Annotated in this window: 10 protein-coding genes; 6 read left to right on the forward strand and 4 right to left on the reverse strand. The window is 44.2% G+C overall.

The window, feature by feature from the left end:
• Positions 1-597: 597 nt before the first annotated feature.
• Entirely contained in the window at positions 598-3,390 is a 2,793-nt protein-coding gene (locus F6K57_RS17420; RefSeq protein WP_293069536.1) for a hypothetical protein, read from the forward strand.
• A 1-nt stretch (position 3,391) separates the two neighbouring features.
• Here F6K57_RS17420 and F6K57_RS17425 read toward each other — a convergent pair whose 3' ends face one another.
• The 4 genes from F6K57_RS17425 to F6K57_RS17440 form a co-directional block, all read right to left on the reverse strand.
• Complete coding sequence (locus F6K57_RS17425) at positions 3,392-3,796, reverse strand: hypothetical protein (protein ID WP_293023509.1); 405 nt, start codon at positions 3,794-3,796, stop codon at positions 3,392-3,394.
• 26 nt (positions 3,797-3,822) lie between these two features.
• Positions 3,823-4,824 carry a protein translocase subunit SecF gene (secF, locus tag F6K57_RS17430; RefSeq protein WP_293069538.1) on the reverse strand — a complete coding sequence of 334 codons (1,002 nt, stop codon included), beginning with the start codon at positions 4,822-4,824 and terminating at the stop codon, positions 3,823-3,825.
• A 362-nt stretch (positions 4,825-5,186) separates the two neighbouring features.
• A complete protein-coding gene (secD, locus tag F6K57_RS17435; RefSeq protein ID WP_293023503.1) occupies positions 5,187-6,578 on the reverse strand; it encodes a protein translocase subunit SecD in 1,392 nt (463 codons plus the stop codon).
• A gap of 266 nt (positions 6,579-6,844) precedes the next feature.
• Positions 6,845-7,828, reverse strand: a complete 984-nt coding sequence (locus F6K57_RS17440) for an alpha-ketoacid dehydrogenase subunit beta (protein WP_293023500.1) — start codon at positions 7,826-7,828, stop codon at positions 6,845-6,847.
• A gap of 418 nt (positions 7,829-8,246) precedes the next feature.
• Here F6K57_RS17440 and dnaK point away from each other — a divergent pair, with 418 nt between their 5' ends.
• The 5 genes from dnaK (at position 8,247) to F6K57_RS17465 (ending at position 15,428) form a co-directional block, all read left to right on the forward strand.
• Positions 8,247-10,268 carry a molecular chaperone DnaK gene (gene dnaK, locus F6K57_RS17445; RefSeq protein WP_293037892.1) on the forward strand — a complete coding sequence of 674 codons (2,022 nt, stop codon included), beginning with the start codon at positions 8,247-8,249 and terminating at the stop codon, positions 10,266-10,268.
• A 227-nt stretch (positions 10,269-10,495) separates the two neighbouring features.
• Entirely contained in the window at positions 10,496-11,539 is a 1,044-nt protein-coding gene (locus F6K57_RS17450; protein ID WP_293069567.1) for a DnaJ C-terminal domain-containing protein, read from the forward strand.
• A 1,500-nt stretch (positions 11,540-13,039) separates the two neighbouring features.
• A complete protein-coding gene (locus F6K57_RS17455) occupies positions 13,040-13,651 on the forward strand; it encodes a hypothetical protein (protein WP_293069541.1) in 612 nt (203 codons plus the stop codon).
• Between the two features lie 500 nt (positions 13,652-14,151).
• Positions 14,152-14,292 (forward strand): hypothetical protein, encoded by a 141-nt coding sequence (locus tag F6K57_RS17460; protein WP_293069543.1) that lies wholly within the window; start codon positions 14,152-14,154, stop codon positions 14,290-14,292.
• An 89-nt stretch (positions 14,293-14,381) separates the two neighbouring features.
• On the forward strand, positions 14,382-15,428 hold the full coding sequence (locus F6K57_RS17465; RefSeq protein ID WP_293023494.1) for a glycosyltransferase family 2 protein: 1,047 nt from the start codon (positions 14,382-14,384) through the stop codon (positions 15,426-15,428).
• The last annotated feature ends 33 nt before the right edge of the window (positions 15,429-15,461 follow it).

A 15,461-nucleotide genomic window follows, 5' to 3' on the forward strand; every position in this document is an offset into this window, starting at 1 on the left:
CGCTTTTTTGCAACCATTGCTGCCCTTCTTTTTACGGGCTGCGATACGTTGTTTTTTAGCTAATTTCTTTTCGTATTTAGCTAAGTGTTTGGGATTGCCAAATTTAGAATTATTCTCGCCATCGTAGATGGGGAGATGGGGAGATGGGGAGATGGGGAGATGGAGAAATTAGGTGTAAACAAACACAGGTGAATAGCACAATTCAATAATAGTGTCGGGCCAAATTGGCGGTTTTGCCAAATCTTTACATAACTAATTTTATTTAGTGCATAAATATTTGAACAAAACCAAGAAGCTTGAGTGGTGGATTGTCTAGGAAGGTTATCCCTTGATTAGCGGAATTTTCGGCAACACCAATTACCTACCAACAATGAAAATTCCATAAATTCTAATTATATTGACTGACTTAATACCTCAAACGGCGTAGTAGATATTTTAAAGTAATTAATTATTTCCCATCAACATATAAAGATTTCCCCTAGACTGCCTCAGAATTACGTAAAATTTTGATTAATTTATCACAATCCTAGTCCCAATCACTAGGATTAACTGAGATGATGGCAAATCGAAAGGATATATACATCTACCAACTTAACTATGTCAAATCAACTATTTAATCTTTCAAACCTTAACGGCAGAATTGGGTTCTCTATTAATGGTGTTACATTAGGTGACCGCTCCGGCTACTCAGTCAGCAGCGCCGGAGATATCAACGGTGATGGCAATCTTGACCTGATTATCGGAGCCCCAGGAGCTGATCCCAATGGCGATTTTTCAGGTACAAGCTATGTGGTGTTCGGTGGTCCAGGTGTGGGTGCTGGTGGTAGCATCGAACTCGCTAACCTAGACGGTACTAACGGTTTTGTGATTGGAGGTCTGAATGAGGCTGCATTCTTAGGCTTCTCGGTTAGCAGTGGTGGAGATATCAATGGTGATGATACGAATGACCTAGTGGTAAGTGCTCCCGGTGCTGGTCCCAACAACAATGGCGTGAGCTATGTGATATTTGGCGGTTCCACTGTCGGCTCTACTGGTAGCGTAGATCTCTCATCCCTAGACGGTACCAATGGCTTCGCTATCAATGGCGTCGATCCTGCAGAATTTTCCGGTTATTCCATCAGCAATTTAGGGGACGTTAACGGCGATGGTAAAGATGACCTCTTGATTGGTGCTCCTCATGCCTTGTTGCCTATTGCTTCTCCGGGTCTTAATCCTGGCAAGGCTTATGTAGTATTTGGTGGCACAGTAGGTACTGGCGGTAGCCTAGACCTCTCCACTCTGGACGGCACTAATGGCTTCCTCCTCACCAGTGGTGTTGCCGGAAACTTAGCAGGTTTCTCAGTCAGTAGTGCTGGGGATATCAATGGTGATGGCATCAAAGACTTCGCTATCGGTGTTCCTGGTAGTGATTCTCCTCTTACTGACAACAGTTCTGCTGGCAAGACTTATGTAGTCTTCGGTGGTTCAGGTTTGGGTGCCACTGGAACTCTAGACCTCTCATCGATACCCTCCTCCGACCCCAAAACTGGCTTCGTCATTAATGGTATTGATGAAGGTTCCACCCTTGATCTCGGTGACAGGGCAGGCTGGTCCGTGAGTGATGCTGGCGATGTCAATGGTGATGGTGTTAGTGACTTAATCATTGGGGCTCCCTTTGTTGACGCCGGTGACCAGACTAATGTTGGCCAGGCTTACGTAATCTTTGGCGGCACAGATGTTGCTGGTACAGGGAACTTAGACCTTGCCAGCCTCGACGGTACCAACGGCTTTGCCATCACAGGGATTGAAGCGAATGGTCTCCTGGGCTCGTCAGTTAGTTATGCTGGGGATCTCAACTATGATGGGTATGCTGATGTTGCGATTGGAGCTAAAGGTGCAGGCAAAGTTTATGTGCTATTCGGCAGTGAAGAGTTGGGAACTACTGGCAGTGTAGACCTTTCTACCCTAAACGGGGAAAATGGCTTAGTTATCGAAGGTACTGACTCCCTAGGCTTCTCAGTAAGTGGAGCAAAAGACGTTAATAGTGATAGCATTGATGACCTAGTTATCGGAGCACCTGGTCTTGAGCTGAGTACATCCAATGGCAACACTTCAGGGAATAGCTATGTCCTATTCGGTAATGTTGCCCCAGTGATAGACCTCAATGGTGTATCGGTCACAGATACCACGACTGATACCACGACTGATACCACGACTGATACCACGACTGATACCACGACTGATACCACGACTGATACCACGACTGATACCACGACTGATACCACGACTGATACCACGACTGATACCACGACTGATACCACGACTGATACCACGACTGATACCACGACTGATACCACGACTGATACCACGACTGATACTGATCCAGCACCCGAACCAATTATTGCTGCTGCCCCAGCTATTGCAGCTGCTGCCCCAGCTATTGTAGATACCGAAGGGATTGATGGTACTATCACATTTACCGGTAATCAGCTGGCACTGTTCCCAGATAACAAATTGACTCTGAGTGATGCTAATAACACCACTCTGGTTGGCGCAACAGTAAAAATTGCCAATCTGCTGAATCCCACACAGGAACTGCTGAGTGTTGACAACACTGATACCTCGATAGCGGTTAGCTTCGATGCCACCAATGGTATCCTTACCTTAGATGGGGTAGATACCATCCAAAATTACCAGCAAGTCCTCAACACCCTAGAGTATGAGAACACATCTGGTGTGACTAATGCCTCTGGTCGCATTATCCAGTTTGTGGTTGATGATGGTTTAGCTTTCAACAACGTCAGTGAGGTAGCTACTCTGATTACCATCCAAGATAATGACTCGACGGTGATTGGTACTTTCCAGGATGATACCTTGCTTGGGGGTAATGGCAACGATAGCCTAGAAGGTAGCTCAGGCAATGACTTACTCGACGGTGGAGCTGGTAATGATACCCTGGTTGGAGGAGATAACTCAGACACCTTGCACGGTGGTGACGGTGATGACGTCCTTGATGGTGGGACTAATGGCGACTTACTCAAAGGTGGAGCTGGTAATGATACCTTGTCTGGGGGAGAAAACTCAGACACCTTGATCGGTGGTGAGGGTGATGACATCCTTGTTGGTGATAACGGTGATGATACCTTAGAAGGCGGATTAGGGAATGATATCTTATCTGGAGGAGTCGGCTCTGACACCTATGTCTTGAACCCTGGTGAGGGAACAGATACTGTGAATGATTTTCAAAATGGAATCGATTTCTTCAAGTTAGGTGGAGGTCTGACCTTTGCTGACCTGGAGATTACTGGTAATATTGTCCAGAGTACTATTAGTATTGATGACACTGGCGAAGTCTTAGCACAGGTGTTAGGGATATCCGCAAGTCAGCTCACAGAGGCAGATTTTATTTAATTCAAGAGCCGCACACCCACTTCCAGAGTGGGTGTGTTGGTCCTTGCTGACAAATCCTCTGTACTTGTTGCTCCAGGCGTTTCTGTTCTAAGGGTGGTAATCCAAATAAAATATTGCGACTTTGCCAAACTAAGACGGCTAAGGTTGTGCCAATACAGATAGCCAGACCTATTGCAGGCACATGGTTGTAGATAATACTATACCGGAGTGCCGCCCAGGTAAAATGCGATCGCATCAGGGAAATTTCATAGTGCCAACCCCACAGGCTTAATGGAGCAACAGTTATCCAGAGGATGCCTACGAAAACCCACCTACCATAAACAGTTATTTGATGTAATCGTTTTACCCTGGCCTTAAAGATGGGGTCAAGGGTAATTTTTCTTCTTTGGCTACCTGGCTGCTCCATAATCAGAAAACTATTGAAAATTAGAACTAAACTTCATCAGAAAATTCTGCTTCAATCACTGAATTCCCCTCCTTTTCGGGATTAACCGGAACCTCTACTACAGACTGAGCTTTACCAGTGCGCTCTCTCCACCAAGCTAAGAGGGTACTGGCAATAAAAATACTGGAGTAAGACCCTGCTATAAAACCAATAATCAGTGCTAAGGCAAAGAATTTTAGGGTTTCTCCCCCGAACAGCAAGATTCCTAACAGGGGTAGCAAGGTAGTTAAGGTGGTATTGATGGAACGGGTTAAGGTTTGATTAACAGCATCCTCTACAATTTGATTGATATGTTGACCTGGCTTGAGTTTAATTACTTCTCGCACCCGGTCGTAAATCACCACAGTATCATTAACCGAAAAACCAATAATTGTCAATAGGGCAACCACAAACAAGGTATCGACTTCTACCCCTAGCACCAAACCTAGGATAGAGAAAAGACCAATGGCGATTAAGACATCGTGGAACAGGGCAACGAAAGCGAATAGGCCATAGTCAAATTCGAATCGGAAGGTAAGGTAGACAAAGATGCCCACAAAGGCCATAAACAAAGCGATTAAGCCAGAAACAAACAGTTGTCTGCCCAAGGTCGGACCAACGGTGTCAATCTGAGTAGATTTGGGATTGAAAACACCAAGACGCTCGGTTAGGGCAGTTTGCAACTGGGTGCGTTGTTCAACATCTAATGTTTTAGTCCGAATTGTTAGGGCTTGTTTTTCTTCCCCTAGAATTTGGATACTGCTATTGCCAAGACCTTGTACTGTCATCACCTCCCGTACCATAGCCACATCAATGGGTTGGTCGCAGTTTCCAGGTTGAGTACAGTCTCTCTCTAGCTGTAGGCGGGTACCACCAACGAAATCCAGACCTAACCGTAAAGGGGCTCCTAGTTGGAGAAAAGAAATCACCATGGCAATGATACCGACGGTAATCAGGGAGGTTGAGATGCTCCACCAAAGCGATCGCGTTTTAATTACATTAAGTTTCATATTGACTTTTTTATTAGTAAATCCTGATATAGCAAAGGGAGTAGGGAGTAGGGAGTAGGGAGTAGGGAGTAGGGAACAAAATTATCACAATTAATTTAATTTAGGATTGCTATAACCTAGGAATTATGAATGATGAATTATGAAATGGGTTTGTTGATGGAAACTGATCATGGTCAACTAAACACTTTATCCACAACTCTATTCACCACTTTATCTACAACTAGGATGAAGGATGAAATAGGTTTTTTAGTTAAACCGGATCATGGTGAAATAAACGCTTTATCCAAACCCTTGAATTACACTTCCTACTTCCTAGTTTCTACTTCCTAGTTCCTACTTCCTAGTTGCTAATTTCTAAACTATTAGGTTGGTAAATTAGGGCAGAAGAGTTCTGGTTTCTGACGTACCCCTGGAAGTCCTAAAACTGTCACGAGCATCAGCGTGCGACTACAGGTAAGGGCGGTAAACATACTGATTCCTACCCCAATGCCTAGGGTGACAGCAAAGCCTTTGACTAGACCTGAGCCTAGCCAAAACAGTACTGCACAAGCGATTAATGTGGTCACAGTTGCATCTACAATACTAGAAAATGCTCGGTAAAACCCGGACTCCACTGAGCGATACAAGGTCTTACCAGCACGTAATTCTTCCCGTGTCCGCTCAAAAATCAGCACATTGGCATCAACTGCCATACCGATACTAAGGATAAAACCAGCAATTCCGGGTAGGGTTAAGGTAACATCTAGTAGGGCAAATGCTGCGATGGTAAGTAAAGCGTAGATACTCAGAGCAATATCAGCAATGATGCCAGGGAGTCGGTAATAGACCACCATAAAGATTAATACTAAAATCAGACCCACTACAGCAGCATAGATACTACGTTGAATACTATCTCGTCCTAAGGTTGCCCCTACGGTGCGATTCTCCACGATTTCCACTGGCAAGGGCAAGGAACCTCCCCGCAGCTGGGCAGCAAATTCATAGGCACTTTCGGCATCAAAGTTACCCGTAATCACTGCTGCACCACCACTGATGCCATTTTCAGCATATTGCGCTGCCACACTCGGAGCACTAATTAGTAAATTGTCGAGGAAAATACCAATGCTGCGTCCTGTACCGGCAATGTTCTTGGTCAGCTCAGCAAACTTTTGAGCTCCCTCACTATCAAATCGGATAGCTACTTCCCAAGCACTACCACTTTGAAGAGGTTGGGGACGAGCATCTTTGAGGTTTTTGCCAGTCAGACCAGTACTTTCAAATAGTTCAAGGATGGCTTGGTTACTACGATTGATAGCAGCTTGATTTTCTGCGATCGCATCTCCATCACCACTGTTGCGTAATACTTCTTGGTTGAATTGTTGTTCTTGTAGCACTTGCTGTTCAACCCGCAGCTGTGCTTCTGTACCAATCTTTTGATTGAGAAAATCCAGCTGTGCTGTTCCCCCTAGTACCCGTTCCGCTTGTTGCGGGTCATTGACACCAGGTAGCTGTACCAAAAGCTGGTCTTTGCCAACGGTTTGCACTACCGACTCAGAAACCCCTAGGGCATTGACTCGGCCTTCTATAACCGTTTTAACTGCGGCTAATTGCTCAGCCGTGATTTCCGTAATCTCTTCGGTAGTGTTAATCTGAATTGTAAGTTGAGCCCCTCCCTGCAAGTCCAGTCCTAACCGGATCGGAATTTGCACCAGTACTATGATTGCTGTAATTACAAGTACTAGGATTAAGGCTAATAGTGAACGCTGTTTTTGCATGACTACGACCCGCCGCAACAAATGCTATGATAATCTGTTTTGGCGAGTGTAGTAACTGAGAAAGTCTGAAGTCTGAAGTCTAAAGTCTAAAGTCTAAAGTCTAAAGTCTGAACTCTGAAGTCTGAAGGCTGGAGGTTTAAGTATTCCATCGATTGGTTACTTAGTATAGTTAGTCACCAATCGGGATCTTTTTAACCTCCAGCATCCAAAGATCAGCAACGCCCCCTGCATGGCTAATGCCTAAGCTTTATTTGCCAAGCTTTAAATTAAATCCGCAAAGCCATCATCTTTTTCACACCCTCGACAATCTGATCGGGTTGGACAATGGTGAGATTTTCCAGAGTCCCGTTGTAGGGAGTGGGAATATCTTGAGATGAAAGCCGAAGCACTGGTGCATCGAGTTCATCAAACCAGCGCTCGTTAATCGATGCTGTTAATTCTGCCCCAATGCCACCGGTTTTCATGCACTCTTCTACAATAATGACTCGGTGGGTTTTGGCCAGTGAAGCACCAATGGTTTCAAAGTCTAGAGGCTTGAGGGAAATCAGGTCAATTACCTCAGGATCATACCCCTCTTTTTCCAGCTGCTTAGCCGCTTGCATGGCGTGGTAACGCATCCGGGAGTAGGTGAGAATGGTAACATCTTTACCGGAGCGTACAACTTCAGCTTTATCAAGGGGTACCAAGTACTCCTGTTCTGGCAGATTTTCTTTGAGATTGTAGAGCAGGACGTGTTCAAAGAACAGTACTGGGTTATCATCTCGAATGGCAGATTTCAGCAACCCTTTCCCATTGTAGGGGGTGGAGCAAGCAACGATTTTGAGACCAGGAACTGCCTGAAAGTAGGCTTCTAGACGCTGGGAGTGTTCGGCTCCTAACTGACGTCCGACACCACCAGGACCTCTAACCACCATCGGGATTTTAAAATTACCACCAGAGGTATAACGCAGCATCCCAGCATTGTTGGAAATTTGGTTAAATGCCAGGAGTAAAAACCCCATATTCATGCCTTCGACAATTGGTCGTAAACCTGTCATTGCTGCACCCACAGCTAGACCAGTAAAGCTATTTTCGGCAATGGGGGTATCCAGAAGCCGCAAGTCACCGTATTTTTTACACAGATCTTTGGTAACTTTGTAGGAACCACCGTAGTGACCAACATCTTCACCGATTACAAATACTGTCTCATCCCGTGCCATTTCTTCGTCTATGGCTTCACGCAGAGCATTAAAGAATAGTGTTTCTGCCATTAATAATTCAATATAGGGGGCTACTGTGATCCTAGCATTGCCAGAGCCCTCGAATGATTATGCACAGGGAAGTTTCCCTCAGGTAAGTCGGGCAGATTGAGCTGTGGTAGCGCTAATCAATAGTATTGAATCTACTACTTAACCCGATGTTCGAGTTTGCTAACATAATCTCTATTATGATAGGATGCTTATTTTAAAATTATGCTCAATTTGAGCATAACTCAAGGGATAGAATAGATTCAGCACTTCGGGGCATCCCTTAGCATAACTGCAAGCGTCAGGGGTCTAGGGTGACTACGCTTCGGAAAACCGAACCACTGGCTATATACAATTTTAATCAAAATATCATCTATATATATAGTAGTTGAAATTCATTGAACGAGTTGACAGCATTCATCTTGAGGAGAATAAAGGACGCATGGGCAAGGTAGTCGGCATTGACCTGGGTACAACAAACTCCGTGGTGGCTGTCATCGAAGGCGGTAAGCCGGTGGTAATTGCTAATGCGGAAGGTATGCGCACAACTCCGTCAATGGTTGGCTTTAGTAAGGATGGGGAAAGGGTTGTAGGACAATTGGCACGCCGCCAAGCTGTGCTTAATCCCCAAAATACTTTCTATGGGGTGAAGCGGTATATTGGACGTAAGTATGCTGAACTGAATCCAGAGTCGAAGCGGGTTGCCTATACCATTCGCCGGGATGAAAGTGGTAATGTGAGAATTAAGTGCCCCCGCTTGAAAAAAGACTTTGCCCCAGAGGAAATTTCTGCGATGATTCTGCGGAAGTTGGCGGATGAGGCCAGCCGCTACCTGGGAGAGGAGGTAACAGGGACAGTAATAACAGTCCCGGCTTACTTTAATGATTCTCAACGGCAAGCCACACGAGATGCTGGACGAATTGCTGGGTTAGAGGTTCTGCGGATTCTTAATGAACCAACAGCAGCGTCTTTGGCTTATGGCTTGGATCTTGAGGCAAGTCAAACAATCCTAGTATTTGATTTGGGTGGGGGTACCTTTGATGTCTCTATCCTAGAGGTGGGGGATGGGGTGTGTGAAGTCCTATCCACCAGTGGTGATACTCAACTGGGGGGCAATGATTTTGATCGAAAAATTGTTGACTGGTTGGCAGAGCAATTTTTGGAATCAGAGGGAATTGATCTGCGACGCGATCGCCAAGCCCTACAACGGCTGACTGAAGCTGCAGAAAAAGCCAAGATCGAGCTGTCTGGGGTGGGTGTAACTGATATTAATTTGCCCTTTATCACAGCTACAGAAGATGGTCCAAAACACCTAGAAACTAGGCTGAAGCGCTCCCAGTTTGAAGAGCTATGTGTGGATCTAGTTAGTCGTTTGCGCAGACCCCTAAAACGAGCTTTCAAAGATGCTGGCTTAACTCCTATGGAAATCGATGAAGTGATCTTGGTAGGAGGGGGGACCCGCACCCCTATGGTACAACAATTGGTGCGCAGCTTAATCGATCGGGCACCAAATCAGAACGTTAATCCTGATGAGGTAGTGGCAGTAGGAGCTGCAATTCAAGGAGGAATTCTCAACAGTGAAGTCAAAGATATCCTATTGCTGGATGTAACCCCGTTGTCCTTGGGTTTGGAAACTATTGGTGGGGTGATGAAAAAATTAATCCCTCGCAACACGACTATCCCAGTCCGGCGGTCTGATATTTTTTCCACCTCCCAAAATAATCAGACTTTGGTGGAAATCCATGTGCTGCAAGGGGAACGGGATATGGCAACAGATAATAAGTCCTTGGGTCGGTTTAAGTTGACTGGTATTCCCCCAGCACCACGGGGAGTGCCCCAAATTCAGGTGGCTTTTGATATTGATGCCAATGGAATTTTGCAGGTATTGGCACTGGATAAAACTACTGGTCGAGAACAAAGCATTACCATTCAAGGGGCTTCTACCCTGAGTGAGGCGGAAGTCAACAAAATGATTCGTGAGGCAGAAGAATACGCCCAGGTTGACCGGGAACGAAGGGAACGAGTAGAAAAGCGCAATCGGGCAGAAAGTTTGGCTAATGAAGCGGAACGGCAACTGAGGGAGGTAGCCCTAGATTTTGGTAGACAGTTTGCTAGTGGTTATCGGCGTCAGATTGAAGGCTTAATTCAGGAGATGCGTCAATCCGTTGCCCAAAATGATGACCGGGCTATTGATCGGGCTCAAGGTGATCTACAAGATGCCCTCTATGAGCTCAAGCGAGAGGTACGGCTGCAATATGAGGAAGAAGAGGATGATGACTTCTTTGGCTCAATTCGTCGCACCTTTACCGGAGATAGTGACACAGACAGATATTCTCAACGGGATTACCGCCGGGGGGGGGACTCCTATGACTCCTATGGGGCTAGTTCATCGAGATCCAGTCGCGATCGCTATCGCAGAAATCCCCTTGAAAATGATTGGGATGAGGATGATGATTGGTTCTAAATTAGTCAATAGTTAGTTGTCAGTAGTCAGTAGCCACAACTAATTAGCAATTAGTGTTTAGGTAAAAGCAAACTGGGCTCTTCGCTTCAAAAAATACTGACAATTGACCATTAATCAAGAATAGATCAAAAAAGCGATGCAGCCCCTTAATACGGGGGTTTCCCCGATGAGGGAATGCATTAAGACACTGACAATGGACTAATGACCAATGACTAAGACCAATGACTATGCAAAACTATCGAGATTACTATGAAATGTTGGGTGTACCCACAGAGGCATCCAGCGAGGAAATTAAAAAGGCTTATCGGCGGTTAGCTCGACAGTATCACCCTGACCTGAATCCTGGAGATAAGACAGCAGAAGACAAGTTCAAGGATATTGGTGAGGCATATGAAGTTCTCTCTGACCCGAATAGGCGATCGCAGTACGACCAATTTAGTCGATATTGGCAGAAGAATTTTGGTAGAAAAGCGGCTAAAGCGGCTAGTTTGATTAAAAATGTAGGCTGGAACGGCAATGGTCGTGGTTCATACCAAGCAGAGGATTATGGCAATTACCGGGACTTTAACACCTTCGTTGATCAACTACTCGGACGCCGCTCTACTAGAAAGGCAACATCAACCCCACCTCCAGGGACTCGGGTAAGTTCCGACAGTGCGTTTCGACCAGGGAAAACTAAAACAGCCTACACGGTTAGTTCTCGTCTGAGACCTCAACCGAAATCCCAGCCTCAGCCTCAACCTTATCCCAAACCTCAACCTCAAGATATTGACGCTCGATTAACCCTACCTTTGGAAAAAGCCTATAAGGGGGGTCGAGAGCGAATTCGCCTAGAAGATGGACGGGGTTTAGAAATTGAGCTACCTGCTGGGATGGTAACCGGTGCCCTGGTGCGGCTCCAAGGTCAAGGTATTGATGGTGGATGTTTAAATTTAAAAATCACTGTGTCACCTCATCCCTTCTTTAAATTAGAGGAATTTGATGTGATTTGTGTAGTACCAGTAACGCCTGCTGAAGCAGTATTAGGTGACTTAATAGAAGTTCCCACCTTGGATGGTATAGTGCAAATTAATGTTCCTAGTGGGGTGAGGTCAGGACAAAAATTGCGCTTGGCCAATAAGGGTTATCCCAATCAAGAAGGGGTGCGAGGGGATCAGGTAGTAGAAATTCAGATTGTTGTGCCCACCGAAGTCACTGAGGAGGTCAGAGAACTGTACGAAAAACTACGGCAGATTGATAATTTTAATCCTCGCCAGGATTTACCGGTCTAGGAAAAAGGCTGACATCCAAGCATCCACAAGTATGGTTAGAGTCGATGCCTAGGTAGGGCTTGCTGAATAAGTCTGGGAAAAACAACCGATGAATTATTTAGTTATTTAAGCCTGAAGCAAAGATGAGTGTTTATTGTTGACAACTCCCATGATTATTTAATAATAATTGATGCCCAGGCGTTATTATTTTGTTTGAAAATGTTCTGTAGTGGCGTGGCAAGCTTAAAATAGTGCAATAGATTTTTGCTCCCCATCTTCCCACACTCCCCGCGCCCCCGCCCCACACTCCCCACACTCCCCCATCTGTTTCTAATGCATCAAATTAAGCTTGCCACGCCAGTAGGGTGCGTTAGGGATGGACTAGCCCTGATTTTCGCGGTAGCCAGTTTGGAACAGTCCGTCCGATTGTAACGGGCAAGATGCCCATTCCACCCACCGTGTTAAACAGCATGGATTGAGATGCACCCTGTGATCCCTTAATTGGGAGTAATTCTAGCGGTCTTAGTAAACGCGGATATTTAGGAAACTCATTAGAAACAATGGGATCACATAATAATATAGTAGTGTAAAATCTGATAGCGCTCAAATAATGATTAGCAATGCGATCGCTTAATAATGAATTGAGTATAGCGGGCTTAGTACAATTCGATAGGGCTAAAACTCTGATCAGTTATGCAATTGCAATTGGATAATTTTTATTAAAACTAGCGCTATAGTAAAACCCGATAAGTAGCAGGGTAAGCGCATCTTGTTGGGTAACCGGGGGTATTTCTCAATAAACCCGGTCTTATTGTGCTTATTGAGAATATACTTTCTATATATAGTTTTCATGCAATTCAATAAACACTATATGTAGAAATAAAAAAATTAGATGCGTTTACCCTGTTCTCTAGGCCAAGCAGCCCTAACAGAAGTACGAAACTAAATCAAACCCACCCTTGAATATATTGGTGACATTCTAGCTATGTTGTCACCCCCTTAGGCTTGAAATTATAAGCACCGATCCCATAATTAATTACCTACTCGCAATCTCTGCAACCCTTACATTGTAATGGTTTGAGTTTTTTGGAAATGTGTATAGCGGTTTTAAATTTGGTGAGGTACAGATTACCTGGTTTGATGGGACAGGTAAAAAATCCTGTGTACCTCATTAGGCTAAAAACCGCTATAATTAATTTTGTGTACCTGCTTAGCATAAAAATTCTAAATTAAGCAGATATGTAATTAAGGACTATAAATAGGTAGGTTGAATTATGGATGTATTCACGTGGCAGCGGTCTCTAAATGCTTATACAAACGGCTCTTCCGTACTTGTTATGCTAAATAAACAGTATGTAAGAGGGAACAGCGGATCTGGGAACAGCGGATCTGGGGTCAGAGGCCGTATAAAGGAAAATTTTGTTAGTTGAATAGCCTAAAAATCCTTATACAGTAAGCTTTATAAGTTTCTTAACTGGAAATTTAGCATACCAGGTACTGAAGAACCATACAAACAAAAACATGTTGAACAAAGATCAAACTTTGACTGAGGCCGCAGGTTTAGGTATTGCAGGAACTATTGTAATAGGAGATATAATGCAAAATTCTCCAGAATTGAAGAATATAATCAAAAATTTTAATGGTAATCCTAAACTTATTGCAAGAGTTGTCGCTAGACTCCTGGAAGAGCCTGAAATTGCTAATACAGTTGTGGATGTAAGTAATAATGATGAGTTTAAAAAAGGTGTAAGTAATCTTGATAATAAGTTACGCCAAAAATTTCGAAAAATTGGTTTATCTATGGCTAAACGTTATAATCAAATAATGACAAATTCACTAAAAATTGTTTTTGAAAATAATAATGATATGTTTAGTATGGAACACGATAATCTAAAAACTTTAGAGTATTATCTAAGGGATTTATTAGCCAATGCAAATAATTTTATTGAAAATTTTACTAACATAGGATCTGAAGTCCTACATGAGACAGGTGAAGTCACTATTGAAAATTTTTCTGAAATAGGAGAAGTCCGAGATGAGACAATTGAATTACTAGAAGATGCTGGTGAAGTCACTCCTGAAGTTATGGATTCTCTTGTGGGTTTCTTAGAGTGGATAGGAGAAATTATCTGAGGGGGTGACATGAGCCCTGAAAAGCTTACTAGATAAGGCTTTGATGCCAATGATCTTAGGGAAGATAAACTCCCAAATTGACCCTACGAATGATTTTCTGGAAGCTCAAGCCCTTATAACTACGTCTAAGGTCCCGTCCAAAACAGCATGTATCTTTTAGGTGCGACCCGTGGCGACTTTAATAATTAAACTAAATCCGGTTGTCATACCCCCCTCATATCAGCAGTTTTGCGATCGCATAGCGTGGCCGTAGGCCAATCGCATAAATTCGTGCTTCGCAAAATTTGTGCTTTGCTCAAGTCATGATTAGCAATTCGTTCGCGTAGCGTGGCCGTAGGCCAATCGCGTAATTTCCATTAAACCAATCGATAGCACAAAATTCGATAGTGGTAAAACTATCATCAGCAGTTCTGCGATCGCATAATTTTTAGTTAACTATAGCGCTATATTAAATTGTTCTAATTTGCTTTATGATCACAAATATGTAAAAAACACAACTTTTGCTTCCCCTACTCCCTACTCCCTACTCCCTACTCCCTACTCCCTACTCCCTACTCCCTACTCCCTACTCCCTACTCTCGACTCCCGACTCCCTTGACTCTCCATTAACAACTGGTATAATCCTCAATAACCTACCATAATCAAGAAACCAAAACTCTTTTGCCTGGGTCTGCGATAATCAAAGGCACCGGAGTTTTTCCCATTCTTGAAGCAAAACCCGTCACCATCGATGACGAAACTAATTATTCAAATCCCCTGCTACAACGAAGAAAACAGCCTAGGGATTACCCTTTCGGTGCTTCCCCGTCAACTGAGGGGTGTAGATACCGTTGAGTGGCTAATTATCAATGATGGCAGTACAGACCGCACCGTAGACGTAGCCCGCTCCTATGGCGTAGACCACATTGTCAATTTTAAACACAATCAGGGACTAGCCAAAGCTTTCATGGCAGGAATCGAAGCTTGCTTGAAAGCAGATGCGGACATTATTGTCAATACCGATGCGGATAATCAGTACTGCGCTGATGACATTCCCAAACTCATACAACCTATTATATCAGGTCGAGCCGAAATAGTGATCGGGGCGCGACCGATTCAGAAGATTAAGCACTTCTCCCCTATTAAAAAGTGTCTACAAAAATTCGGTAGTTGGGTAGTCCGAATTGCTAGCAATACTAATATCATTGATGCTCCCAGTGGATTCCGAGCCTTTAGCCGAGAAGCCGCCTTAAAGCTAAATGTCTTTAATGAATACACTTACACCCTAGAAACTATTATTCAAGCTGGACAAAAAGGCATCGCTATTACGTCTGTACCAATCCGCACCAATCGCTATTTACGCCCGTCCCGTCTAGTCAAGAGTATCAGTGCCTATGTTAAGCGATCGCTAATCACTATCCTGCGAATCTCCATGACCTACAACCCCCTGAGATTCTTTATCACCTTGGGGACAATTCCATTTACCCTAGGAACCTTACTGGGGATTCGTTGGTTAATCCTATACTTCGCTGGTACTCCCAAAGCTCACGTACCCAGCCTAGTTTTAGCTGCTATTCTGATTCTAATGGGCTTTCAACTGTGGATATTTGGTTTAGTGGCAGACCTAATGGCAGTCAATCGTCAACTTCTAGAAGACATCCAACTACGACTACGTCGATTGGAAGTTGACTCCAATCACACTCCCCATTTGCCATCAACCGGAAATCATCAACAGCGGGAAAACCGTGATGAGGGGGGAGAAGGAGAAGAATTTGTCAATAGTTTCTTGAATCGTTGAGACTCCCATTGTTATAGTTGGAAGCTCTTAAGA

Source organism: Moorena sp. SIO4A5 (genome assembly GCF_010672005.1).
Classification (GTDB): domain Bacteria; phylum Cyanobacteriota; class Cyanobacteriia; order Cyanobacteriales; family Coleofasciculaceae; genus Moorena.

What these genes read in the sequence shown, in the direction of transcription:
- F6K57_RS17420 (WP_293069536.1), top strand. Translation starts at nt 598, where the DNA reads ATGTCAAATCAACTATTTAATCTTTCAAACCTTAACGGCAGAATTGGG.
- F6K57_RS17425 (WP_293023509.1), bottom strand. Translation starts at nt 3,796, where the DNA reads ATGGAGCAGCCAGGTAGCCAAAGAAGAAAAATTACCCTTGACCCCATC.
- secF (WP_293069538.1), bottom strand. Translation starts at nt 4,824, where the DNA reads ATGAAACTTAATGTAATTAAAACGCGATCGCTTTGGTGGAGCATCTCA.
- secD (WP_293023503.1), bottom strand. Translation starts at nt 6,578, where the DNA reads ATGCAAAAACAGCGTTCACTATTAGCCTTAATCCTAGTACTTGTAATT.
- F6K57_RS17440 (WP_293023500.1), bottom strand. Translation starts at nt 7,828, where the DNA reads ATGGCAGAAACACTATTCTTTAATGCTCTGCGTGAAGCCATAGACGAA.
- dnaK (WP_293037892.1), top strand. Translation starts at nt 8,247, where the DNA reads ATGGGCAAGGTAGTCGGCATTGACCTGGGTACAACAAACTCCGTGGTG.
- F6K57_RS17450 (WP_293069567.1), top strand. Translation starts at nt 10,496, where the DNA reads ATGCAAAACTATCGAGATTACTATGAAATGTTGGGTGTACCCACAGAG.
- F6K57_RS17455 (WP_293069541.1), top strand. Translation starts at nt 13,040, where the DNA reads ATGTTGAACAAAGATCAAACTTTGACTGAGGCCGCAGGTTTAGGTATT.
- F6K57_RS17465 (WP_293023494.1), top strand. Translation starts at nt 14,382, where the DNA reads ATGACGAAACTAATTATTCAAATCCCCTGCTACAACGAAGAAAACAGC.